At 33.5% G+C, this 22,835-nt stretch carries 28 protein-coding genes; 6 read left to right on the forward strand and 22 right to left on the reverse strand.

All coding sequences use genetic code 11. The features are described from left to right. Positions 1–14: 14 nt before the first annotated feature. On the reverse strand, positions 15–764 hold the full coding sequence (locus tag IV57_RS00355; protein ID WP_057879495.1) for a LytR/AlgR family response regulator transcription factor: 750 nt from the start codon (positions 762–764) through the stop codon (positions 15–17). Further along, a complete protein-coding gene (locus IV57_RS00360) occupies positions 761–2,044 on the reverse strand; it encodes a GHKL domain-containing protein (protein WP_057879496.1) in 1,284 nt (427 codons plus the stop codon). The genes IV57_RS00355 and IV57_RS00360 overlap by 4 nt, the downstream gene beginning before the upstream one ends. Positions 2,045–2,391: 347 nt before the next feature. Here IV57_RS00360 and IV57_RS00365 point away from each other — a divergent pair, with 347 nt between their 5' ends. Further along, complete coding sequence (locus tag IV57_RS00365; RefSeq protein WP_057879497.1) at positions 2,392–2,970, forward strand: hypothetical protein; 579 nt, start codon at positions 2,392–2,394, stop codon at positions 2,968–2,970. Between the two features lie 44 nt (positions 2,971–3,014). Here the strand turns inward: IV57_RS00365 and IV57_RS00370 are convergent, their stop codons facing one another. Then, positions 3,015–3,323: a helix-turn-helix domain-containing protein gene (locus IV57_RS00370; protein WP_057879498.1), complete on the reverse strand. Its 309-nt coding sequence runs from the start codon at positions 3,321–3,323 to the stop codon at positions 3,015–3,017. Positions 3,324–3,779: 456 nt separating this feature from the next. Between IV57_RS00370 and IV57_RS00375 the strand changes: the two genes are divergently transcribed. The 4 genes from IV57_RS00375 (at position 3,780) to IV57_RS00390 (ending at position 6,589) form a co-directional block, all read left to right on the forward strand. Then, the gene (locus IV57_RS00375) at positions 3,780–5,093 is read left to right on the forward strand and encodes an SLAP domain-containing protein (RefSeq protein WP_057879499.1); all 1,314 of its coding nucleotides are present in this window, start codon (positions 3,780–3,782) and stop codon (positions 5,091–5,093) included. A 79-nt stretch (positions 5,094–5,172) separates the two neighbouring features. Further along, positions 5,173–5,649 (forward strand): hypothetical protein, encoded by a 477-nt coding sequence (locus IV57_RS00380; protein ID WP_057879500.1) that lies wholly within the window; start codon positions 5,173–5,175, stop codon positions 5,647–5,649. A 117-nt stretch (positions 5,650–5,766) separates the two neighbouring features. Next, entirely contained in the window at positions 5,767–6,150 is a 384-nt protein-coding gene (locus IV57_RS00385) for a helix-turn-helix domain-containing protein (RefSeq protein ID WP_057879501.1), read from the forward strand. 172 nt (positions 6,151–6,322) lie between these two features. Continuing rightward, complete coding sequence (locus IV57_RS00390; RefSeq protein WP_057879502.1) at positions 6,323–6,589, forward strand: hypothetical protein; 267 nt, start codon at positions 6,323–6,325, stop codon at positions 6,587–6,589. A gap of 209 nt (positions 6,590–6,798) precedes the next feature. Here the strand turns inward: IV57_RS00390 and IV57_RS00395 are convergent, their stop codons facing one another. The 5 genes from IV57_RS00395 to IV57_RS00410 form a co-directional block, all read right to left on the reverse strand. Continuing rightward, the gene (locus IV57_RS00395) at positions 6,799–7,977 is read right to left on the reverse strand and encodes a family 8 glycosyl hydrolase (RefSeq protein ID WP_057879503.1); all 1,179 of its coding nucleotides are present in this window, start codon (positions 7,975–7,977) and stop codon (positions 6,799–6,801) included. Between the two features lie 11 nt (positions 7,978–7,988). Continuing rightward, positions 7,989–9,287 (reverse strand): glycosyltransferase family 2 protein, encoded by a 1,299-nt coding sequence (locus IV57_RS00400; protein WP_057879504.1) that lies wholly within the window; start codon positions 9,285–9,287, stop codon positions 7,989–7,991. Further along, positions 9,280–9,432: a hypothetical protein gene (locus IV57_RS13065; RefSeq protein ID WP_157051863.1), complete on the reverse strand. Its 153-nt coding sequence runs from the start codon at positions 9,430–9,432 to the stop codon at positions 9,280–9,282. Before IV57_RS13065 ends, IV57_RS00400 begins: the two co-directional genes overlap by 8 nt. Positions 9,433–9,447: 15 nt before the next feature. After that, positions 9,448–10,314 (reverse strand): diguanylate cyclase domain-containing protein, encoded by an 867-nt coding sequence (locus IV57_RS00405; protein WP_057879505.1) that lies wholly within the window; start codon positions 10,312–10,314, stop codon positions 9,448–9,450. A 183-nt stretch (positions 10,315–10,497) separates the two neighbouring features. Then, positions 10,498–11,016, reverse strand: coding sequence for a VanZ family protein (locus IV57_RS00410; RefSeq protein WP_057879506.1), 519 nt, complete (start codon positions 11,014–11,016; stop codon positions 10,498–10,500). A gap of 168 nt (positions 11,017–11,184) precedes the next feature. On the opposite strand from IV57_RS00410, the gene IV57_RS00415 reads away from it, so the two are divergent. Then, positions 11,185–11,799 (forward strand): NAD(P)-dependent oxidoreductase, encoded by a 615-nt coding sequence (locus IV57_RS00415; RefSeq protein WP_057879507.1) that lies wholly within the window; start codon positions 11,185–11,187, stop codon positions 11,797–11,799. A 59-nt stretch (positions 11,800–11,858) separates the two neighbouring features. On the opposite strand, the gene IV57_RS00420 is transcribed toward IV57_RS00415, so the two are convergent. From IV57_RS00420 to IV57_RS00485, 14 genes are all read right to left on the reverse strand, one after another. After that, complete coding sequence (locus IV57_RS00420) at positions 11,859–12,683, reverse strand: Cof-type HAD-IIB family hydrolase (RefSeq protein ID WP_057879508.1); 825 nt, start codon at positions 12,681–12,683, stop codon at positions 11,859–11,861. A 93-nt stretch (positions 12,684–12,776) separates the two neighbouring features. Continuing rightward, positions 12,777–13,439: an MmcQ/YjbR family DNA-binding protein gene (locus IV57_RS00425; RefSeq protein WP_057879509.1), complete on the reverse strand. Its 663-nt coding sequence runs from the start codon at positions 13,437–13,439 to the stop codon at positions 12,777–12,779. An 18-nt stretch (positions 13,440–13,457) separates the two neighbouring features. Beyond that, a complete protein-coding gene (locus tag IV57_RS00430) occupies positions 13,458–13,673 on the reverse strand; it encodes a hypothetical protein (protein ID WP_057879510.1) in 216 nt (71 codons plus the stop codon). Between the two features lie 84 nt (positions 13,674–13,757). After that, a complete protein-coding gene (locus IV57_RS00435) occupies positions 13,758–14,108 on the reverse strand; it encodes a bacteriocin immunity protein (protein ID WP_057879511.1) in 351 nt (116 codons plus the stop codon). A gap of 139 nt (positions 14,109–14,247) precedes the next feature. Further along, positions 14,248–14,559: a DUF2316 family protein gene (locus tag IV57_RS00440; RefSeq protein ID WP_057879512.1), complete on the reverse strand. Its 312-nt coding sequence runs from the start codon at positions 14,557–14,559 to the stop codon at positions 14,248–14,250. A gap of 36 nt (positions 14,560–14,595) precedes the next feature. Beyond that, positions 14,596–15,036, reverse strand: a complete 441-nt coding sequence (locus IV57_RS00445) for a MarR family winged helix-turn-helix transcriptional regulator (protein ID WP_057879513.1) — start codon at positions 15,034–15,036, stop codon at positions 14,596–14,598. Positions 15,037–15,172: 136 nt separating this feature from the next. Next, the gene (locus tag IV57_RS00450) at positions 15,173–15,712 is read right to left on the reverse strand and encodes a hypothetical protein (RefSeq protein ID WP_057879514.1); all 540 of its coding nucleotides are present in this window, start codon (positions 15,710–15,712) and stop codon (positions 15,173–15,175) included. 161 nt (positions 15,713–15,873) lie between these two features. Beyond that, entirely contained in the window at positions 15,874–16,677 is an 804-nt protein-coding gene (locus IV57_RS00455; RefSeq protein ID WP_057879515.1) for an aldo/keto reductase, read from the reverse strand. A 123-nt stretch (positions 16,678–16,800) separates the two neighbouring features. Then, a complete protein-coding gene (locus IV57_RS00460; protein ID WP_057879516.1) occupies positions 16,801–17,130 on the reverse strand; it encodes a hypothetical protein in 330 nt (109 codons plus the stop codon). 110 nt (positions 17,131–17,240) lie between these two features. Next, on the reverse strand, positions 17,241–17,666 hold the full coding sequence (locus IV57_RS00465; RefSeq protein ID WP_057879517.1) for a universal stress protein: 426 nt from the start codon (positions 17,664–17,666) through the stop codon (positions 17,241–17,243). A gap of 119 nt (positions 17,667–17,785) precedes the next feature. Next, positions 17,786–18,517, reverse strand: a complete 732-nt coding sequence (locus IV57_RS00470; RefSeq protein ID WP_057879518.1) for a sulfite exporter TauE/SafE family protein — start codon at positions 18,515–18,517, stop codon at positions 17,786–17,788. Positions 18,518–18,637: 120 nt separating this feature from the next. After that, entirely contained in the window at positions 18,638–20,215 is a 1,578-nt protein-coding gene (locus IV57_RS00475) for a hypothetical protein (protein ID WP_057879519.1), read from the reverse strand. After that, positions 20,208–20,972 (reverse strand): ABC transporter ATP-binding protein, encoded by a 765-nt coding sequence (locus IV57_RS00480; protein WP_057879520.1) that lies wholly within the window; start codon positions 20,970–20,972, stop codon positions 20,208–20,210. The genes IV57_RS00475 and IV57_RS00480 overlap by 8 nt, the downstream gene beginning before the upstream one ends. A gap of 170 nt (positions 20,973–21,142) precedes the next feature. Beyond that, a complete protein-coding gene (locus IV57_RS00485; RefSeq protein ID WP_057879521.1) occupies positions 21,143–22,774 on the reverse strand; it encodes an ABC-F family ATP-binding cassette domain-containing protein in 1,632 nt (543 codons plus the stop codon). Positions 22,775–22,835: the final 61 nt, after the last annotated feature.

The following is a 22,835-nucleotide window of genomic DNA, read 5'->3' on the forward strand; positions in this document are numbered from 1 at the left end:
TTATTCCAACATATTCATCTTGATATACCTTCTTGAACCAATTTTACTAAAGTTCGACAAGCTAAGACCGAACTAGGAATCTTTTCTTCATCAATCATCGTCAATTCTCTGGTGTGCCTATTAATGGAACGAATATTATCGATATTAACGATATACGATTTATGACATCTAAAAAATATTTTGTTCTCGGTTTCAATTTTTTTAACTGTACTATAAAATTCAAATTGCCCATTGATCAAATGAACAATCACTTTATGTGGTACTGGTGAACTTTCAAAAAATAAAATATCACTGATCTTGACCAATCGAAGATGATTGCCAGTTTTTATTTGATAATATTCTTCACTTTGTGATTCGTTTTCCTTAAATTGTCTGTTACAAGTAACAATAGCAGCAGTTATTCGTTTCTGAATCTCATTCGGAAAATCCTTCAAAATGTAGTCTAAAGCCTCAATTTGATATTTAAAAGTTAAAAATACCATTTCCGAATGTGTTGTAACGAAAACTATTTTACTATTGAAATGTTCCTGGCGAATTTTAGCGGCCAACTCAATACCATTCAAATCCGTTTTCAAATCAATATCAAGAAAATAGAGACCCTTATTGACATTATTTTTATCTAGATAATCCAAGATTTCCTGCGGATCATTTGTGGCTAATTTGATTTCCATGTCAAAATTCTCCATCAATAAATAACTACTGATATAACTGACTATCTCGGTCATTTGTTTAGCATTATCTTCACAAACAAAAATATCAATCATTCTTCATCCTCACCAATTCCGATGGTTATCTTCTGTAAGAAATATTCATCCATTTTCATAGTCTCTAACATCAAATTATCATTTCGATTTATTATTTCGGTAAGATTGTTTAACCCTAATCCTCGATTAGCTCCCTTGGTCGAAAAACCCGCTGATTTCATTTTCCAAACTGAAATATCATTATTACGCAATGAGTTTTTAACAATAATTGTTATTTCTAAAGCAGTATTCATTATTCCCGTTTGAATACTGCCATTTTTTTGCCCATTTGTTTCTTCAATTGCGTTATCCAGAATTATTCCAACGGCTAAAACCAGATCCAACGTATCAACACAAAAATCATCTATTTTATTTTTAGATTCAAACGACACCTCTGTACCAATCATCTGAGCAGAATAAAGTTTATTAAAAAAAATACTTTTCAACTCCTTCACACCTATTTTACTCAAATCCTCTAATTTATACTTTTGACGTAACACCCTAGAAGATACAGGCTTTATGGCTTCACTATAGTAAACCTTTAAACCGCTTATATCATCCGTTTTAAGATATTCATCTAACGACAATAAAATATTCTGATAATCATGTCTGAATTTTCTCAATTCATTATAGTGCTTTTCCATCTCATTAATATAACGATTATCGTTTTTAATTTGGGTTTCTTTTTTCGTTAAGAGAAACTGTTTTCTCAGTTCCCTTATTCGTGAAAAATGAATAGTTATTAAAATAATAGTTATTAATAATAAAATTACAAAGTTATAAATGATATTGTTTAATTTATTTCCTTGCATCGTTTCAGTAAATATTATTAAGCCACCTATGAGGATTAAAGTGCCAGCAGCAAGAAATACTTCATTTTTAGACAATAGAAATTGCTTATTGAGTCTTTTTTCTCTAATTTTTCGGCAAACCAAATATAATATCAACGTCATAAAGAATGACAATGGAATAAATTCAATCAGATAGGGTAAATTTTTCTGAATTAGTAGGTTGATAATATCCACTAAATGATCGGTGATCACCTCAATAATATATACCATGGTGCCAATCACTATCGATATTTTAATATTGCGAGTCAGTATAATCAGATAAATTATATTCAATATCAAAATAGTTCCTACAAGAACCGATTGATTAAGGTTTGATGAAAAAATAGCCAATGGCATATTAAATAATACAAAAAACAAATCAGCATACTTAATTCTAAAATCATTCAAAACAATCTTACAATTCAGAGCAAAAAAAAGTTCTTGGAATACTAACATCATTACATTTACCATTGACTAACTCCCCTATTAATCCATTTTATACAAGGATTATACCAAATATTCTAAAAACACTTTCTTATTTCTAATAAAACCAAAAGAATATTGAATTTTTTTAAAATAAAAAAGATACGTTAACGACTTAAAACGTATCTTTTATGACATCGTATTTCTAATATCTTTATATTTTGTAAAAAATAAGGTTCATAAAGATAAAAATTTCAATAATAACTGTTTTTTCAGGAATTTCTATCTCCGTTCAAGTCTTTAAATTGTCTTTAGAAATCTTTATTATAGTTAAAAGTGCTGCTATTATTCTGTGTGAGAACCGAAATAAAAAAATTTAAGGAGGACTCAAGATTATGAATCATAAATTAATAGGGACAATAAGCAGTATTATGGCAATTACTGTTTTACTTACGGCTTGCTCAGCTAATAATCATTCTTCAAAAGAATTAAAGGATACAACAACTAAAACTGAATCTGTTAAACCTGCTAAAAAGAACAAACCCAAGAAGAACACTAAAAAAGTGGCTTCCAAAAAAACGACCGACGCTACCGCTTCCCAAACATCACAAAATTCCGCAACAAATAATGATTCACAACCTAAACAACAAGCAACAACTTCTACAGCTCAAAATAATCAGAACAAAACCCAGACTAATTCCAATCAACCAGCACAATCAGCAGCCATCATTACTACTCCTGATCAAGCCGCCAGTTTAGTAGCACATTCCTATGGTAGCAACTCCCATGAGGCAATGAATGTCACTCAAGAAGCTGATGGTTATCACGTCTACTTTGACAGTGGTTCAACCAATCCCGTCGTTACAGTTGTAAAACCAAATGGTGATTTTTACGATGTTAATGGCAATATAACCAGTACTTATGCACACGTATCCGCTCCAAACGGTGGTGATGATACTCAATGGTCCAATTAATAGATAAAAAAAGAGAGTCGAAATATCGATTCTCATTGATGAAACTATTTAAGACTCATAATTTTAAGAAAAATATCCGTATAACGTTTTCTTTCCTGATCATTTAATGAAAAGAATTCCTTAACAAATTGATTACCACGTTCATCTAATTCACTGTGCTCAAAGATGTCACCAAGTTTTAGACCTAGGACGGTTAAAATACTTTCAAGTCTTGAAATGGTAATATCGTCTCTATTACCTCTTTCTAACCGTGATATTAGATCCACTGATACATTGGATTTTTTCGCCAACTGTTCAATTGTTAATCCCATATCCGTTCGTTTATCCCTAATAAATTCAAAACGCTTCGCCATAGTTCTATCACCTCTTATATCACATAATAATGGATTGATCAAAATTATTGTCATAGTTTTAATAAGATGTTTTCAAATAAACATTGCCAAAAAACTGTGTTTGCCCTATTATTGAAAAGTACGTCGATCAATTCGAGTCTATGTTAATTGAATTATGATACTTTTTATTGGATTTTTTATTGAAGTATTGTTTAGGGTGGAATCAGATAATTTAGTTATTGATTCAATAAACCAACAGTTCATTTTCTCTTTTGCATAAATCAATATATGTTTCGATACGTTCTTTAATCTGGTAGTTATTGAATGTATTCCGACTACTTCTCTGAGTAGTCAAAACATCTGTAATATTGTCTATGCTCGTATTGTTATCGACGTACTTGACTACGTTGATACGTAGTCTTTTTTTATAATTAATAATTTTATTTCTAATAAATTCTTTACAGGGGGAACTTTAAAATGAATAAAAAAAGAGTCTTATTAGCCTCTACAATGGCTATTTTAATTGCACCAACTGTCCTCGAAACAATCTCTAACCAAGTAACCGTTCAAGCCGCTCCAACTAACATAAGTGAAAATACAATCAACAACCCTATCGGTACCGTTGACTATGGTGGAGCTGACGCAATTGACAGTAATGGTAATAAAACCGGTCTTTTTCTTTCCGGAAAATCATCTTGGAAATTAGGAGCCTCGGTTCTAATTAACAATCAAAGATGTTACGCTATTGGCGTTAATACTTATGTTAATTCACAAAACATTACCATCACCGATGGTATGCCACCAGTCAATCCCTTCTTAGTCAAAGATACTGACAACAATCAAACTGGTACACTTGGTTATGCGGTAAAAGTTGTCGACATGCATGGAAATCCTACCGGAGTTGTTCTGCCTGCAGGATCATCTTGGAAGTTAGGTAATCTGTATTCAATTAATGGAAAAACCTATTATCAAGTTGCTACAAATGAATACGTTGAATCCACAGTCGTCAAGGTTAACGACGTACCTGCTACTGCCCCCTCTACCTCAGGAAACATGACTCCTGAAAATAGAACAATTGCCTTATCTAATGATTCTCAAGTTTTAGACGATAACGGTAATCCCACTGGAAAAACCCTTCCTAAAGATAGCTTCTGGCATACTGATCAGTCCAAATCAATCAATAACTACCGATACTATCGTGTTGCTACTAATGCTTGGGTTTCTATGGGTGGAGCATCTTCAGCCACTATTTTCGGTAACGGACCAATCTCCATTACTTTAACGACTGATACAACACTATACGATTCTTCAACTAACACCTTTACAAGAAGCCTACCAGCTGGTAGTTCGTGGAAAGCTTACAGCGCAGTTAAAAATCAAAATAATGAAATCTATGTCAAAGTATCATCTAATGAATGGCTCCGTTTAACTGAGAAAAATCAATCTGGTGGCGCTTATACTATGGAGCAAATTGCTACCTATGGAGCTTCTTCGGAACCTGACTTTGCAACACACTACGCTCCAGCTGTCGCACTTACAGCCACTTTAAAGAATAACCAAAGTGTTTATGATACATCATCCAACTCTCTAACTAGAGCATTACCAGCTAGCTCTTCGTGGAAAATAACTAAAGTAGTACGTAATCAGAAGAATGAGTTCTGGGGACGTGTCTCAACTAATGAGTGGCTCTTAATAGATGCATCCAATCTCAATATGTCATACGGTGATTCTGATACGGTACCTAATGTTGCTATCAGTGAACCAACTTTCGCAACAAATATTACTAAATAATTAGATTTATCAACATTATCAACGTTTCATAGTCTAATCTGACTGTGAAACGTTTTTTATTAAAGCCTAGGGGAGAAACATGACAACTGAAAAATCAAAAAAACGAATCACTGCTATTATTTGGGTCCTTTGTGGACTGATACTCATTGGAGTCTTTGGAATACCAAAAATGTACCAAAACTATCATTCTGCACCCTACTATAACGTTAGTGGTCGAACCGTTATTTTGGAAAATAGCCAAACCAATACTCACAAATTAAATAAATATCAAAAAGGTCAATTTATCAAAATTGCCAAAAAAACAATTGATTCTCAAGATGGACCCTTTAAATGGAATAATTATAAAGTCATCTCATTAGATATTTATAAGATAGCCAAAAAATCAGAATACGCTCTTGTTCTCAAAGTTAAACCGAAGATAAAAGTCAAAAATTCGACTGTTACCAACTCTATGATCATTAAATTACATCATCGAAATCTAATAAATTATTACGATGTCTCCGTACAAAAGTATTCATCAGGCTTCTCTAATATTTTCAATATAAAAGGGAAATAGAATATACTTATAGTATGAAACATTGAATACAACTTATATTATATAACAATCAAATACACTTTTGTACATTGATTGTACTTTTTAAATATTCAAATGACTATTATGGATGGTGTCTTTATGGAAAATATTTCAAGAACCGATTTTGGATTACGATTAATGCAACTTCGAAAGACTAAAAACCTCAGCATGCAAGAACTTGCCAACATTATTGGCGTTAGTGGTAAAAGCACCATAAATGAATGGGAAAAAGGCCGCGGTTTGCCAAAAAAATCTACAATGGATCGTCTTGCAACTGTTCTCGGAACTAATAGTAATTATCTATATTATGGTGACCTTAATGCATTCTTAAAACTAAAAGTTCTAAATGTGGTAAATAACTATGGTTATAAGTCAAATGTTACCTTCAATAAGCTCATTGATGTAACTAACGGTAATTTTCATCCTGACGACGTAATTGTAAGACATATCACCAAACCTAAAGGATCACGTCTTAAGAGATGATGAATCAGGTGTTAAAGAGCGAATCTTTAATGAAATCTATCCCGGCCTCTTTCAAATATTTTCAATCAAAGGTATTACCTACGACACTAATCTCGAAGAAATCGACCGAATAACTAATCCGTATATTCAAAATATCTATTTTGACCAAGTCCGTTCTTTCGAAGGTCAAGCCATGGATGTTTTACATGAGTTGGAGGATCGATCTACACATTCAAAGAACACAGAATGGACTAAAAAGGATTTTGATGAAGTCGCTAAAAAATTTGTCAAAGATGGCAACCTCAATTGGGATGGTCAAGACTATCTAATCGATTCTATGAAACAACTAGTTCAACAATACTATCGTGACAAACTAAATGACGAATTGGTTGAAACTAGATTACGCATTAAAAAATTACTATCTGAAGAAAATAATATTGAAGAAAGATATCTTAAATAAAATAATCTAAACAAAAAGTTATTCGGGAAAAGTTATATTTTTTCTCACGCTTTTGTACTATAAATGTACTTATTATATCTTAAATCCTTTTCCTTTTGTTTTAAATTCCAGCTTTCTTTTTCCCTTTAACAACACATATCTAAGTAAAAGCATAGAAAATAATTCTGCAATAAAAAGATTAACCCAGTTGAAAAATTGGATTAATCTTTTTATTTTTGACTTTCCCCAAGACTCCCACTAGCTAAAAGTGTCAGCATCTGAATTGTTGCTGGATAATAATTATTGGTCGACATTTTGGACGTTAACGAACTGGTATAACGAGTCTTGAGCGTTTGATTGGAAAGAACTTCTGCTGCATAAGCTACTGGTGCCGTAAAAGCAACATTTGTATATGACTCAACCGCCTTACCATTTAAGGTATAAACGGCAGTAATCTTTCTTCTTGTCACAAAGAATCGATTCATTTTCTGAACGATCGATTTACTAATCTGACTATGATTCAATTGATAATCATAAGCTACCCGCCAAGGAATTCGACAAGCATTAAATCCGTATTGATTATCATATTCAGAGGCAACTTGCTTAGCCTTAACACTACCGGTTTTCAATTGTGTGCCACTAACAGTCACAAAATCAGCCATCAATCCAGTTGACTGTTGATCACTTAATTTTTTCAAAACAGTTTGACTATTTTGGGCCACTTTAGACCAACTTCCATCCTGAGTATAGCTGGCAAATTTACGGAAATAGGCCGTCATCAAATCAGAAGTACGAACTAAATCAACTGTACTAGCGCTAGTCGACCAATCCCCTACTTTTGGTAATTTAGTAGTCGGATTAATTTCTCTTTTTTGAATAGCACTTAACAATTGTTTGGCGAGGTTGTTATATTTCAAATCACCTTTACTACCCCATTGCTCATCCGCCAAAATCAAAGCATAAGCAATATCCAGATCACCATCAGTAGCACTAGTTTTTTCAGCCTTAGTGCTAATCATTTTTCCATTCTTTTGTTGTTGACGCCAGGCCATTAAGGGATTGCTTGAATCAATTTGATGAGCCAAATAATAGCGTGTTAATTTATCAAATGTCTTTTGACTGCCAAAACCCTGTTTAGCCGCCATAACAGTGATCAACATCCCATAACCTTGTGATTCTGATAATGTTTTCAAATTGCCGCTGTCATTTGTTTTGATGAAATTTTGTTGATGATTAGTTATCAGATAGGATTTTTCCCAGGTTTGATAGTGCGATTTAATCGTTGATTCATCGACACTAGATGTATTTTGGGTCGATTGAGTTGTACTATAAATAGCCGTTCCAATTGCTAAAGCCACCAAAATAATTAACCCACCAATCAACCACTGATACTTATGCTTTTTAAACATTCTTACCTCCATTAGAATCTCTGGGTTTTATACCACTTCGTATGACGTTGTCCAGTAATTTTATCTCGTATCATATCCCAAATTGCAGCAAATGAGACAATAATAAAGAGTTGCGCATAGGTAAAATATGAAATCAATGTATAGAAAAAGTTTTTCACTGTTTCCTGACCATAATCGCTGGCCAAAGCAATATTCATCTGTAATAAATACAAGAAAAACATTAATAACCAGTTGACCATGAAAAGAACAGACATCGGTGCTCCTAACGCTACTATTTGATGTACTTGGGGAAAGAACTCTCTAATTCCAGCAATACTAATATTAAATACAAAGATTAAATTTGAAATAATAATGGCAGCATTAAACCAAAAAAAAGTACACAGATAATAAAACACTTCCAATTTAATTCGCCATGGAGTTCGATCAAAAAGATACTTCATATTCTCCAATATAACCTCGTAATTTCCACGAGCCCAACGTTTACGTTGATTATAATAAGCAAACAATGTCTCCGGTTCCTGTTGAAAGGCTTCCGCTCGATGAGCTAAAGCAATCAATTTTCCAGAGCGCATTAAACTAAATGAAATTGCAGTGTCCTCAGTTAAAGCACCATCATTCCAACCACCGATCGATTGAACAATTTTTTTGTTAATAATAAAATTGGTCCCGGGAATTCGACCTATCTTAAATAATTGCCACAAACCTGTATGCTGAATCCGTTGAGTATTAACGATTTCTAAATTTATACATCTGGTTAAAAAATTTTGTTGATAATTACGAGTTTTATTACGACCAAATGCCGCCGCATATTTAACTGGATCTTCCAAAATTTTTTGAATCAAAAAATAAAGTGCATTGGTCTCTGGAGCAGCATCAGCGTCATAAACACCAAGATACTCACCAGTTGACACTTTGAGTGCATCATTTAACACACCTGCTTTACCACCTGTACCAGTTCTTTCGATAACACGGAAATTCCGACCATGAAACTGTTTTAACTGGTTTAATTCCCGTACACGATCAGCCGTATGGTCATTACAGTTATCTGCATAAACTAAAAGTTCATATCGGTCATGCGGATAATTTAAATTCAGGATTGCCTTAACTGTATCTTGCACCACCAATTCCTCATTATGAGCCGGAACAACTAGAGTCACTCGTGGATAACGTACTAACGGTGGTAAATCGTCAATATTGGTATGATGCATATGTTTAAAAATGAATATTACACCACCAGACAAAGTCACAATAGTCATAAAAATCGACAGCCAAATTGTAATAATTGCCGTAACATACAAGCCATCAATCATGATGTTTATCCTCCGTATTAAAATGACGAATCGTTAATTTAAAAATTTGCCACCAGCAAATCGATAAAACAATAACTACGATGGCAAACATGATCGTAATAACTAAACTAAACGAAAATAACCAACTGAATTTCCCAGCTGCCATTTGATTACCTCTCTATTATAAATATTCTTTAACAATATCGGTTTCAGCACTACGTTCTAATCGTGCCAAAGTATCCTCAACATTGTCGTTTCTGACTTTATCCTGTGTTGAATAAGTAATTTGCCCCATCCTCAATACTAGGGCATTTCGTGCTAAACCAAACTCTTCAGCAATGTCATCAATATGATCTTTGATTTTCTGTTTCATGATAGGCGCATTATCAGCTCCTAACATTGGTGATAGAATTACGAATCGGCCAGTTCCAATATAATATAAATGATCCACGGTAAATAACATCTCATTTAGATGATCAGCTGTGGCTCGCAATAAACTATTGAAACGCTGATTTCCCAAAAAATTAACAATATTTTCTAAAAAATCTATTTTGACCATTGTTAAAGTAAATCGATAATCTTGTTCATGATAATAAACCAACTTTAATTCTCGAGACACATCAATATTTAAAGCCCGTTCATTCAGAGCCCCCGTAATAACTTCCAAATCAGGTTTTTCTTGTTGTAAATGTGCTAATTCTTGTGCCAAAGCCTTTCGCTTCAATAATTGATGATCCAATAAATACATCAAATAAGTTGTTAATGGCGTGATTGTCAATAATGCAATTGCTGGCCAAAAATAAAGTGTCCGCGTATACGGAATCAATAACATGAAGCCCCCAGCACACATACTGACAAATGACAAAGCACTTCCCAAAATAATGTAAGTTGTTCGCCCTAATATTAGTCCCAAAATAAAAACCAATGCCACTATCAGAAAATTCAACCACGATCCATCAATTACACTTAGATACAGTAGTGTATATTGGTAGATTAGAATTAAAACCATCCCAATAAAGACCAGATTATCAACTGATTTCACTTTCATTTATTTTCCCTCATTCATTTTTAGCAAATTTATTTTATACTTTATTATTCTATTCATAGTACAGTTAATAATATTTAATGAATAATATCAATATTTAAACGACTAAAAGCTCAAAGAATCTCATTATTTTGACCCACTCACAAAAATATGGAATGAACCAAATTCATCCCATACAGATATACTTTATTTATTGGAAACGTTCGCTGTCTTACTGGATCTATTAATAATATATTCATAAACTATTAACAAAATAGCTCCGATAACAATTCCACTAGCATTAGCAATCACATCGTTGATATCACTCGTTCGGTTGATCAAGAAAATATGTGATAAGAAATACTGCATAGTTTCAATTCCTCCACCGATAACTAAACCTAGTAGCATAGTTGAGATCAATGATATTTGCGCAAAGAAACGCTTGATCAAAAATCCTAATGGAACTGTTAAAATAATATTTTCCGCAAAACCGATTTCAAAAATCTCTAATTGATGTAAATTAACACTCCCAATTCCCGCTGGCATAACATAAACTGCTGTCCCATCAAAGGATATTGGGGTAAATAAAATTGTCCCCAAAAATGTTAAATAGACTAAACTAAGCAAATAAAATCGACGATTTTCAAAATTCTCAGTTGTCATGATAATGGACAATCCACTGACAATTGAAATAACTAACACGACTAATAATGGTATCCAACGCATTATCATCACTCCTTTTTATATTTATATTTAAATTTCTAATTAATATCTTTAATTGATACTGTTATCTTACCGTTGCTTTATTTAACTAAGCTTAAAAAATATTGATGAATTTATGAAATAATGATGTATTATTTGTGTGTTAAGTAATATACATAGGGAGATTTTAATATGAACTTAGGGATTATTGGCGCTACCGGAAAAACCGGTAATGCTGTTTTACAAGTAGCTCTCGACCGAAGAATTAACGTCACTGCCATCGTCCGCAATGAAACTCGTTTAACAATTGACGTTCCCACTATCGAAAAGGATATTTTTTCTCTGACAGCCGAAGACTTACGTCCATTTGATGCAGTCATTTGTACTTTTGCTTCATCTAAAAAAAGTGACTATCCACGAGTTAATCAACATCTTACTGATATTTTAACTGGTACTGATACTCGACTAATTGTTGTTGGTTCGGGATCAACCTTATTTATCGACGATAGTCGTACTAAAACCGTTGGTGACAAGTTACCAATCATCATGCGTAATTCCAGTCGTAATCATCTGAAAGCACGGCAGATTCTGCAAAATAGTAATATTGATTGGACCTACATGGCCCCTCCAATGAACTATCTTCCTAGTGGCGATAAAACTGGTTATTATCAAACTGGTCATGACGTTCTACTTCACGATCACAATGGTAATTCATCAATTAGTTACGCTGACATGGCTTTAGCACTGGTTGATGAATTACAGCACCCTCAAAATGAAAAGCAATTAATGACTGTTGCTTGGGAATAACTACAGGACAAACAAAAAAGAGAATCCTATTAACTGGATTCTCTTTTTGGTTTACTTTTTTATGAAACTAATTGATTCAACACGTTCAAGACACCCTCATCATTATTAGATTCCGTCAAATGAGTCACTTGATTTTTGATTTTAGGTTCTGCATTATCGACTACATAACCATAGGGCGTCAATTTCAACATACTTAAATCATTCTCATTATCACCAAAAGTCATAATTTCATCATTAGCAATATTGTATTTATGTTGTAATTCTAATAATCCAGCCGCCTTATTGACTGAATTATCACTGATTAACTCCGTGTTATATCCCGATGTCTGACTGGATAATCCACTTGGCAATGACTGGCGCAGATCAGTGATTTTAGCATTGAAATCCACGTGAGGTTCAAATGTGATTCCAATACTAGTAATTTGATCTTGCAAACGTTGTGGTGTCACTGTAGCTAAATCAGTGACACGTTTTAAATGATTGTAATAATGATAGGTTAAATCATAAGCTGCCTGTGAAATCGTTTGATCAACATAAGCTGATTTGACCCCAACCACCAAGTGCTCGGCAATATCAGTTTCAGCAAATTGATGATTGATTACATCTAAAGTAGCGGTAACAGCTTCTTCTGGCATAGCACGGATCAATAACGGCTCCCCATTACTGTAAACAGCTGCTCCATTTTGAGAGACAAAATCCATTTCAGATTTAAACTCGGAAAACTGGTCCTGTAAACGTTGATACTGTGAGCCACTGGCAGCAACAACCCGAATATCTTTGGCGCGTAATTGCTTGAGAATCTCTCCAAAGCGTTGATGATTATACGTATTTTTGTCATTGAGGAATGTTCCATCCATATCAAAGGCAACTAATTTAATGGTCATAACACTACCTCCTTGAAAATTATCTTTTTATCATATCACAAAAAAATAAGCGTTAATCTAATTAGTTATTAAAACTAACTTAAATTAACGTTTTTATTTTGCTAAAGCATAACTATCTTGTAACCGTTCAAAAATTTCGTTATTAGCTACTGAATCATCAAGAATTATCGTATACCAATTTTTCTTATTCATATGATAACCTGGAAAATAGTTTTGTCCATCAACTATTTTTTCTATCTCAGTTACATTGCCGCGCATATCTAATACGGTAACTTCTTCTTCAGAATCTATCCCTAGCTTAGATTTTTTAACAGTCAATAGCGCCCCATACCACTTATGTGTATCATTTCTACGCCAAATAGCATTTTTAGGAAATTTTTCCCATAAGAATTCCAACTGGTTCTCATATATTTTATTTACATATTTAATTATGGTTATAGCTTGTGAGGATTTAAACACATCATCGTCATAACAATCGTTCTTAATTTCAGCTAAAACTTGTCGATATTCAGCGGCTACTTGCCCAACAAATTCTCCACTGGCTTTCGCTGCTAAATGTAAAACGTATTCTTCATTGGTAGTTTGATCAATTACATGTGTTTCTATTTGGTCATCCTTTGAAATACTTACTCGCAACTGAAATTGATCATTAACTATTGGAGTTACATAAGAATATGCTGCGCCATCTTTACTGAATCCAAACGATATTAATTTAGTCAAATTCATCTTTTTATTTTCAAAATTTACAATTGCCATTTATAAAACCTCTTACTTCTAAAAGTGAAACCAGATGCCACTCATTATTGCTGCAGTGGATATCCCATTATATTTCTCTTTTTTATTTACACATTGATTATACAAATCAATAACAGCTTTAGGAAGTTTTACTTTGTGGCTGATACCATAATAAGAGATTCTCCAACATAATGCTGAATAGGTTTGATCACTGATCTGATCCATCAAGTAAGTTACTGCTTCTTCACGTTTCATTTTATTCGCCTCAATTAAAATTCAAGACTAGGATAAAACATTATCATATTTCTAGCAATTGCTTTTAAACAATAAATAATTATTTTATAAGCCCTTGAAAAAATCCGCTTTAGTATCAAAACTGGCATAGTACAAACCTGCATTACCAGCCTTTTGACCAATAACACCTAAATCATTGATCAAGCTCTCTTGATCTTTAGGGAAAAATATCTTATTAGCTGGACCCATACTATAAATGTACGAAACTAGTTTACTGATTAATCTTTCCGGATATTTATTCTTAGCCACCGTCTTGTTGACTTGTTCCAAAACATCCGTGATATCTTGTAAACCACTGTTAGTCTTGTAATCATCACGTTTGATTAACAAATCCTCTAACGCCTTAATAAGTTCTTGACTCTTTTTGATATTATTTTCTGTTTCCAATTTATTCATAATATTCCCCTCCTACTATGAAGACTGTAACACTCAATCCATCAATAGAATAAAAATATCCTGAACCCCTTATTTTATATTCATGAAATAAAAAACCAAGAATTTAATTATTAAATTCTCGGCCTCTAAAAATATTTTATTAATAATCACCTGATGTCATTCTGCGCTGTTCAACAATACCGTAATCTAAGAACCAATACTTATGAATATCTCCACCCATAGCAGTAAAAGTTACAGGTGTTTTATCATTCTCCGTCACTTTTTCCAGTAAATAATCCCGTAAAATGAAAGGATCATTTAATGAGTTCTGTTCCAATTCAAAAATACGATTTAATTTTACAACACTGATACCTAAATCAGATGCTACTTGTTCTTTAGAAAGTCCCGTTAACTCAAAATTCTTTTTTAATTCGTAACGTGTATCTCTCATTTGTTGTGCATTTAATGACATATTAATTTCTTCCTATTCATTATAAGTAGTTTGAAACTATTCAATTGTTTTATCTTTGGTTAAATTAAATAAAATTTGTTGTAACGTTTGCTGAGTTATCTGTAAATCAGTTTCAGAAATACCTCTAGTCATCTCTAACATGGCATTATCAACTACTTGCCTAATCTCTGGCATGATTGTTTCTGCCTTGGATGTTAATCGCAAGTATTGCATATGTTTGTTGTGACTAGCCGGTTCTCCAGTGACATAATTCAATTGCTTCAATTTAGCAATACTTCGTGCCGTCATGGCCCGATCATTTCTCAATTCTAATGTCAGATTACTCTGAGTCATATTGGAGCTAGCCTGCAATACCGCCAGATACGGCCAAAGTCCAGATGTGATCTGATACGGTTTGAGAAGTTTATCCAAATTGACTTGCTTGAATCGAAAAATTTTATTTAATAACATTTCCAAATCCATTTGTTCAATTTCCATAGGGCACATCACTTCCTTTACTATACCAAGCTATTTTAAAACACCCTTATTATAAAAACCATTAGTTGACTAGTCAACTAATTGGCTTAAAAAAAGAATTTGAGCCCTGGAACCAAGTTCAAATCCCTTTTCATTTTTAAAAGTTTTCACCACTAACTAATCTGATCCATTCATTAGTAGCTACCTGACGATATTGAGTCAAAGTTGTTTGATTGGGCATATCAATTACACGATTACTAGCCCATCTCCCAGCATCCAGCATTCTTCCCGTATCACTGAAAGAAAAATCATCTTTATTAAATTGATAGATTTTTTGTGGAGAATCAATACTAAACGTAGCATCCCAATCAGTATGAACGTAGGCCACGTTTTGGGAACTGACCCATTCATTAGTCGAAACACGCCAATTAGGGATTGCAGCATTATCCACGGGAATATCAACCTTATCGGTATACCAATCCGTATTCGGCGCTAAAGCACGATCATAGACCTTCGAAAAATTATACAAATACGCCCCTGGATCAGGTACAATTTCAGCGACCGATCCTCTAGCATACAAACTTTCCTGTTTAAATGTATGAATATAGTCAGCCTTAACTTTTGTTACCCCTGTAATACTTGTCAATGAAAGTAATGCCAAAGCTGAAATAATTGATACCTTGATAACATTTTTCATCTCTTTTACCCCATAGTATTATATTTGATTTTACTATTATTATACTATCTAAATCGCTTACACAAAAGACGTGTTGGATATTTCGTCATCAAATATTTCAGGACTTGTAATTCCCTCATCATAATAAAAAAAGTCCGAAATAAAATTCAGACTTTTGTATTTTAATAATTAAGATGTTTGTCTTGATCCAAACCGTTAATGGCTTTTATTTCTTCATCAGAAAGATTAAAATCAAAAATATCAAAATTTGCTTTAACATGATCAATGTTTGATGATTTGGGGAAAATCACAAAGCCAGTATCAACTTGCCAGCGTAGAACTACTTGAGCTGGTGTCTTACCATGTACCTTAGCAATCTTGTTGATCGTTGCATCTTCCAAAATGAGGTGACCATGTCCAATTGGAGAATAGCCTTCATTAACAATTCCATTCTTAGTATCAAAAGCAGCCAACTCTTGTTGAGTCTTATATGGATGACGTTCGATTTGGTTAACCATTGGTTTAACCTTAGCCATGGCAAAGACTTCATTCAATTGTTTTTCAGAGAAGTTTGAAACACCAATTGACTTAACTTTACCTTGATCATAAAGTGTTTCCAAAGCTTTCCAAGTATCTAAACTCAATTGGAAGTTGTCTTCATTAGGCCAGTGAATTAAATATAAGTCTAGATAATCCAGTTGCAAATCTTTTAGGGTTTGTTCAAAAGCAGCAAGTGTTTTATCATAACCTTGATCAGCATTCCAAACTTTTGAAGTGATGAATAGATCTTCACGTTTAATGCCTGAATCTTTAAAGGCTTGGCCAACTTCAGCTTCGTTGCCATAAATATGGGCACAGTCGAAGTGACGATAACCAGCGTCCAAAGCACCTTGAATTGCAGCGGCAACTTCGGACTTTTTAATTTCATAAGTTCCAAATCCCAACATTGGAATTGAAACACCATTACTTAATTTTTCAAATTGCATAAAAATACCTCCTCCCTTAATTAAACTACTCTTTAAGAAAAATATTAATAAAAAGCTCTCTGATCATCGAAAAAGCCATAAAATCATCAGATTATATCTAATAATTTTATGGCAAGATTTAAATTACATTTTATAACGATTAGTTTCACTTGAATCCCAATCTGGTTTTCTCTCAGTAAACCCATATTTATAATTTCCTGGACGTATCCCATTAATTGAGTTTACTCTGATCAATGGTAAATATTTCACGCTTCCAATTCCGAGAGCACTTTCTTCTTTATAAAAAATTCTAAATTCTGGACTAGATGTGGCCTTTTTTAGTTGAACCCCATAAGAACGCTCAATGGGAATTGGTGATCCACCATCAATATTAAGCATTGGTGTCGAGAATGTATTCAGAGTTCTATTGACATCATCTACATACTTGATCCAATTATAATCATATTCTGACATATTATTATCTCCCTCTTTATTTTATTACAGTTACTATCTTACTAATTGGAGGCGTCTAATTTAGACGTTTTACAAGATTAGTAATAATAAATCAAAATAACAAGATGATTTTAATTAACTATTAAAGTATTGATTTTGGTGTGATTAACGACAAAATTTCCAACTGAATGGGTGAGAATTCTCTCCACTCCACGAGCTCTGCATTTCCCCATAATGATCAATGACACTTTATGTTTACTGGCATAATCAATAATTTCATCTTGTGGTTCTCCATATAAGACCCTAATTTTACATTTTAGACCGGAATTATCAACGATACTTTCAGCTTTTCTCAAGTTAAATTCGGCATCCTTTTGTAATTGTTCGGTTAAATCCGGTTCATAAGAAACACCAATATTGGTTGGTAAGTTAGCATCATTAACAACGGATATCAGATTTAGATCAGCATGGGTTTTAGGCGCCATATCAATTGCCTCGTATAATCCATCAAATGAATTTTCACTACCATCGATTGCTACTAAAATTTTCTTTGTCATGATCGACTACCTCTTACTATCAAGATTTAGCCCAATTTTAATACGACGATTTCTCAATACATCATTTGCTGTGTAGCCATTCTGTACAAAAAAATATCCTCGAAATTCCAAAGATGTTTTCAAATTGCCGAAATCAAATAATATACTCCACTAACCCCAATGAATCCGTAAATGAATACGGTCATTAATTTAATATTCAAATGACTAACTAAACGGTTGGCTAAAATAGTTCCGATAACTGCACCAACAATACCAACTAAAACAAATTTCAAACTATTCAGAGTTAATATTCCGTTAGCAAAACGCAAACTTGTCATCAGCAAAGTATCCACTAAGAAAAATGTTTGAATACTGGCCAAATAATTTTCCTTCGAGTCAGAAATCGTTAGAAAATACAGTGCCATCAATGGTCCCCCGATTCCGAATAATCCATTGAAGAAACCTGAAATAACTGAGAAGAGAATCATTACGTAAATTGGAATCGTTTTGATTTCAATTGAACGGAGATGCATGAAAAAATAATAGACTGTCAAAATAATCAACAATATCCCTAATAACATTTTCAAATGACCACTAGCCAAAGACTTACCTAAGTACAGTGAACTAAAGGCTGTCATTAAATATATAATCAATGGCAAGACTAACCGTTGCCATTTCAAATACTTGCGGTACCTCCAAACCACCATCACATTAGCAACCAACATAGTCATTGTCTGTACGCCGGCACTTTGGTTAATTGGTAATAATGAGGGTAAAAAAATCATCATGACAATTCCCGAACCAAATCCAGTGACACCTTGCACAAATCCTGCCATTAAAGCCGCAAAAATCATTATAAATATCCAGCTCATATTGCCCCCTTTTTTATCATTATTATATCGATAATAATCAATAAATTCCAAAGTACCAGATTATTAATTATCTACAAAAAAAGCGAAAACTGACAATAATCAGTCTTCGCTTTTTCTAATCTAATCAAATTTTTTCCAAAACTTTTGTTGATAATTATGCCAGATCCAACTTGATAAACCAATAATAAGAATAGCGACCATTCCATTAACTAACCAAGCTTGGTTAATAAATAAAATTGCTGAACTATAAACTACGATTACAATAACTCCTAATAAAATACTAATAAACATTGTCCCCATCATGGTAAAATTACCACCACCACGACTAAACAACTGCGTAATATTAGTCCAATTAGTCAATCGTAAACGATAGTCACGAACAAAATAATGCTGACTGATCAGATAGGTCCCCCAGATTTCACCAATAATCAAAGCTAATACCATGATTAAATCAACTCTCAAAATGATTGTCAAAATCAAGATCATTATTGTATTAATACTTAATTGGAAATAATAACCCAATTTAAATTTTCGTTGTAAATATTCCTTCATGGAAATTGGCAAAGATTTAATAAATTCAAAATTTTCTCGATCCAATGAAATTAAATTTCCCACTAATGATGCTTGATTAATTGTGATACCACTAAAAGCCAAACCAGCTACAAAAAATACTCCCGACCATTTAAGTGGTAAGTTTGCTGGTACCTTTACAAAAGCAAATGAAATGATGAAGATAATTGGGATCATCACTGAATTAGTAATTACTTGCAACATTAAATTAGGCTCGCCCAATAGCTGACGATTATAAGCATCTAAAATCGACTTTAATCCTTGTCTGCGAACTCGTTGATGGCTCTTAGAATTTGTGACAGCTAATGTATTAGTTTGCGTTAATTGTTCACTTAAATGTGGCACAATCAAATATTTCAACAAACCACTTAGAACCAATAATATTACTAATAATCCGATCCAGGCTAAGCCACTTTCCATTGATAGTGAATTGGCAAAGATATTAAATAACGGCAGAAATATTTGAATTACCGGTCGATCAACCGTCGTCGATGATGCCCCAGCACTCATAAACATGATCCCACCAATAGCTATCACCATTGTCACACCCATCAAAATATTCATCATCAAATTTTGATGTTCTTGAAATAATTTGGTTTTGGTTAAGGCAAAAACAATCAACGAACATAAAAAGAGGATGATCGTCAAAACAATCAGAAAAACAACGATTGCTAAAGCTAACGCTAACGGTAATAACGTTCCTGAACGCCAACTAGTCAGAAAAAATGCTAACAATAAAGGTAAAGTAAATGGAATAACATTAAAAGAGACAATTAATATTTTGCTAGCAAAAATCTCCTTTTGTCGAAATGGTAAAGGTAAATAACTGGCCAGATCTTTACCCGCAAAGAAAATATTATAAATTCCCGAAATACTTTGTGAAAGGCCTAATAAAATAAATAATCCTACATAAAAAGTAAATAATCCTGGCATCTTACTGAAGTTCATCGCAATCATTGTAAAACCATAAATAAGCATAAAAAGCAGTGTATTCGTAACAAATTGCATTTTTAATTTTTTAGTTAATTCGGAACCAGTTTTACCCTTTTTCCGATATCGGTCAGTCACTTGAGGATTTACCAGTCGTAGATCAACTGCCAGCAAGGCCTGCAATTGTTTTTTATTCATGGTTATCACCTTCAATATCATCAACCAAATGACCACCATCTTGGCGACCAGCCATCTGGAGATAAATATCTTCTAGAGATTCATTATCATGTTGAGCTAACAAGTCATTGACTGTTCCGTTATAAATCAATTGACCTTTTTTCAAGATGGCTAAGTCGTCACATAATTGTTGAGCCGTATCCAAGTTGTGAGTTGAGAAAATCACTGTCTTACCCTTTTTAGCATGAGCCTTCATTAATTGTTTCAAATCATGAGCTGCCTGAGGATCCAATCCTTGCATCGGTTCATCCAAGATCCAAATATCGGGATCAGACAACAAAGCCCCAATTAAGATAGCCTTTTGACGCATCCCGTGAGAAAAACTAGCAATCGTTCCGTCAACATGTTCCCCCATGCCAAATAATTCAACTAACTGCAAGCGTCGTTGTTTAACATCTTGATCAGATAAATTATAGGCGGCCGTTAACAAATCCCAATATTCCATCGCACTTAGTTGTAAAAATATATCAGGTGTATCCGGTACATAAGCAATTTTTTCTTTGATTTCCTGACGGTGTTCTTTTAATTCCATGCCATCAACCGTAATTGATCCACTAGTTGGTTCAATAATACTGACCAAGCTCTTAATGGTGGTCGACTTACCAGCACCGTTATGACCTAAAAAGCCAAAAATCTCTCCTTGTTTAATTTGCAAAGTTAAATGTTGAAGGGCTTTTTTATCACCATAATTTTTACAGAGGTCGTTTATTTCAATCATGCTTTATAATCTCCTATTAATTGTGTCTTGATATAATTAATTATATCAAGTATTCAACTTATTATTTAGGGCATTATGACAACATTAATTTTTATATTTACTAAATATCATTGACACTTTATTTTTGACAAAATAAAAAAGCCCCAACATCAGGACTTTTTCATCATTCATTAAATTGATTCGCCATCTGCTTCAGCGATTTGTTTCTCTATTTCTTTATTGCCACGGAATTCATCATAAGTCGTGTCAGCACGATCAATTACACCATCAGCCGTAATATAAATCAAACGGTTGGCAATAGTTTGAATAAACTGGTGATCATGTGAGGCAAAAAGAATTGAACTCTTATAATCAATCAAACTGTCATTCAAAGCTGTAATTGATTCCAGATCCAAATGGTTAGTTGGGTCATCTAACAAGAGTACGTTAATCTTTTGTAACATCATCTTTGATAACATGACACGAACTTTTTCACCACCAGAGAGAACATTAACTGATTTAGTAACATCGTCACCAGAGAACAACATTCTTCCTAAGAAACCACGTAGGAAAGTATCGTCATCTTCACCCTTTTCAGCGAATTGACGTAACCAGTCGATAATTGGTGTGTCTTCATTAAACATTGAATTGAAATCTTTTGGTAAGTAAGCTTGGTTGGTTGTAACTCCCCAAATAACTGATCCAGAGTCCGGTGTTAAATCACCAGTAATAACTCTGAATAGTGCTGTTGTTACCATATCATTTTTAGCTAAGAAAGCTACCTTATCATCTTTGTTGATAATGAAACTGACATTATTAAGCACTTTTTTGCCATCGATTGAAGCTGACAAATTAGATACTTGCAACAAGTCATTTCCAATTTCACGATTAGGAACGAATTTGATAAATGGATAACGTCTTGAACTTGGTTGAATATCATCTAAAGTGATTTTCTCCAACATCTTCTTACGAGAAGTTGCTTGTTTAGACTTAGAAGCATTGGCTGAGAAACGAGCTACGAAGTCTTGAAGTTCCTTGATTTTTTCTTCTTTTTTAGCATTTTGATCTTGCATCAATTTTTGAGCAAGTTCAGATGATTCTTGCCAGAAGTCATAATTACCCATATAAAGTTGAATCTTACCATAATCAAGATCAGCCATATGTGTACAAACCTTGTTCAAGAAATAACGGTCATGGGATACGACAATAACGGTATTTTCAAAATTGATCAAAAATTCTTCTAACCAATCAATTGAGTCAACATCCAAACCATTAGTTGGTTCATCCAATAGGAGAACATCAGGTTGACCAAACAATGCTTGAGCCAATAAGACCTTAATCTTTTGACCAGCAGTTAAAGTACCCATTTTTTCTTGATGTAATTCTTCAGGAATATTTAAGCCTTGGAGCATTTGAGAAGCTTCACTTTCAGCTTCCCAGCCACCCATTTCACCAAATTTTGATTCAAGATCGGCAGCCTTTGCACCGTCTTCTTCATTAAAATCTGGTTTAGCATAGAGAGCATCTTTTTCTTGCATGATACTATACAATTCAGTGTGACCCATCAAAACAGTTTCCATCACGGTATAGTCATCATAATCAAAATGATTCTGTTTCAAAGTTGCTAAACGTTCATTAGGTCCTAATTTAACCGTTCCGGTTGATGGTTGGATTTCTCCAGACAATACTTTTAAAAAGGTTGATTTACCAGCACCATTGGCACCAATCAAGCCATAACAATTTCCGGGAGCAAACTTAATATTTACGTCATCGAATAACTTACGGTCTGCATAATGCAAACTAACGTTACTAACTGTAATCAAATATATAATCCTCATTTCTTTATTCTAGTCTAAAGCATTATACCGGCTATACCTCTCCGGT

The organism is Companilactobacillus kimchiensis (genome assembly GCF_001438805.1).
Lineage (GTDB): Bacteria > Bacillota > Bacilli > Lactobacillales > Lactobacillaceae > Companilactobacillus > Companilactobacillus kimchiensis.

Bases quoted from the DNA above. Each gene is read 5' to 3' on its own strand.
- IV57_RS00460 (WP_057879516.1), bottom strand. From the start codon at position 17,130: ATGTCAGAATATGATTATAATTGGATCAAGTATGTAGATGATGTCAAT.
- IV57_RS00445 (WP_057879513.1), bottom strand. From the start codon at position 15,036: ATGGAAATTGAACAAATGGATTTGGAAATGTTATTAAATAAAATTTTT.
- IV57_RS00465 (WP_057879517.1), bottom strand. From the start codon at position 17,666: ATGACAAAGAAAATTTTAGTAGCAATCGATGGTAGTGAAAATTCATTT.
- IV57_RS00390 (WP_057879502.1), top strand. From the start codon at position 6,323: ATGGATGTTTTACATGAGTTGGAGGATCGATCTACACATTCAAAGAAC.
- IV57_RS00365 (WP_057879497.1), top strand. From the start codon at position 2,392: ATGAATCATAAATTAATAGGGACAATAAGCAGTATTATGGCAATTACT.
- IV57_RS13065 (WP_157051863.1), bottom strand. From the start codon at position 9,432: ATGGCAGCTGGGAAATTCAGTTGGTTATTTTCGTTTAGTTTAGTTATT.
- IV57_RS00355 (WP_057879495.1), bottom strand. From the start codon at position 764: ATGATTGATATTTTTGTTTGTGAAGATAATGCTAAACAAATGACCGAG.
- IV57_RS00420 (WP_057879508.1), bottom strand. From the start codon at position 12,683: ATGACCATTAAATTAGTTGCCTTTGATATGGATGGAACATTCCTCAAT.
- IV57_RS00475 (WP_057879519.1), bottom strand. From the start codon at position 20,215: ATGAATAAAAAACAATTGCAGGCCTTGCTGGCAGTTGATCTACGACTG.
- IV57_RS00380 (WP_057879500.1), top strand. From the start codon at position 5,173: ATGACAACTGAAAAATCAAAAAAACGAATCACTGCTATTATTTGGGTC.
- IV57_RS00480 (WP_057879520.1), bottom strand. From the start codon at position 20,972: ATGATTGAAATAAACGACCTCTGTAAAAATTATGGTGATAAAAAAGCC.
- IV57_RS00455 (WP_057879515.1), bottom strand. From the start codon at position 16,677: ATGCAATTTGAAAAATTAAGTAATGGTGTTTCAATTCCAATGTTGGGA.
- IV57_RS00375 (WP_057879499.1), top strand. From the start codon at position 3,780: ATGAATAAAAAAAGAGTCTTATTAGCCTCTACAATGGCTATTTTAATT.
- IV57_RS00430 (WP_057879510.1), bottom strand. From the start codon at position 13,673: ATGAAACGTGAAGAAGCAGTAACTTACTTGATGGATCAGATCAGTGAT.
- IV57_RS00435 (WP_057879511.1), bottom strand. From the start codon at position 14,108: ATGAATAAATTGGAAACAGAAAATAATATCAAAAAGAGTCAAGAACTT.
- IV57_RS00400 (WP_057879504.1), bottom strand. From the start codon at position 9,287: ATGATTGATGGCTTGTATGTTACGGCAATTATTACAATTTGGCTGTCG.
- IV57_RS00410 (WP_057879506.1), bottom strand. From the start codon at position 11,016: ATGCGTTGGATACCATTATTAGTCGTGTTAGTTATTTCAATTGTCAGT.
- IV57_RS00450 (WP_057879514.1), bottom strand. From the start codon at position 15,712: ATGAAAAATGTTATCAAGGTATCAATTATTTCAGCTTTGGCATTACTT.
- IV57_RS00415 (WP_057879507.1), top strand. From the start codon at position 11,185: ATGAACTTAGGGATTATTGGCGCTACCGGAAAAACCGGTAATGCTGTT.
- IV57_RS00440 (WP_057879512.1), bottom strand. From the start codon at position 14,559: ATGTCATTAAATGCACAACAAATGAGAGATACACGTTACGAATTAAAA.
- IV57_RS00385 (WP_057879501.1), top strand. From the start codon at position 5,767: ATGGAAAATATTTCAAGAACCGATTTTGGATTACGATTAATGCAACTT.
- IV57_RS00405 (WP_057879505.1), bottom strand. From the start codon at position 10,314: ATGAAAGTGAAATCAGTTGATAATCTGGTCTTTATTGGGATGGTTTTA.
- IV57_RS00370 (WP_057879498.1), bottom strand. From the start codon at position 3,323: ATGGCGAAGCGTTTTGAATTTATTAGGGATAAACGAACGGATATGGGA.
- IV57_RS00470 (WP_057879518.1), bottom strand. From the start codon at position 18,517: ATGAGCTGGATATTTATAATGATTTTTGCGGCTTTAATGGCAGGATTT.
- IV57_RS00425 (WP_057879509.1), bottom strand. From the start codon at position 13,439: ATGGCAATTGTAAATTTTGAAAATAAAAAGATGAATTTGACTAAATTA.
- IV57_RS00360 (WP_057879496.1), bottom strand. From the start codon at position 2,044: ATGGTAAATGTAATGATGTTAGTATTCCAAGAACTTTTTTTTGCTCTG.
- IV57_RS00395 (WP_057879503.1), bottom strand. From the start codon at position 7,977: ATGTTTAAAAAGCATAAGTATCAGTGGTTGATTGGTGGGTTAATTATT.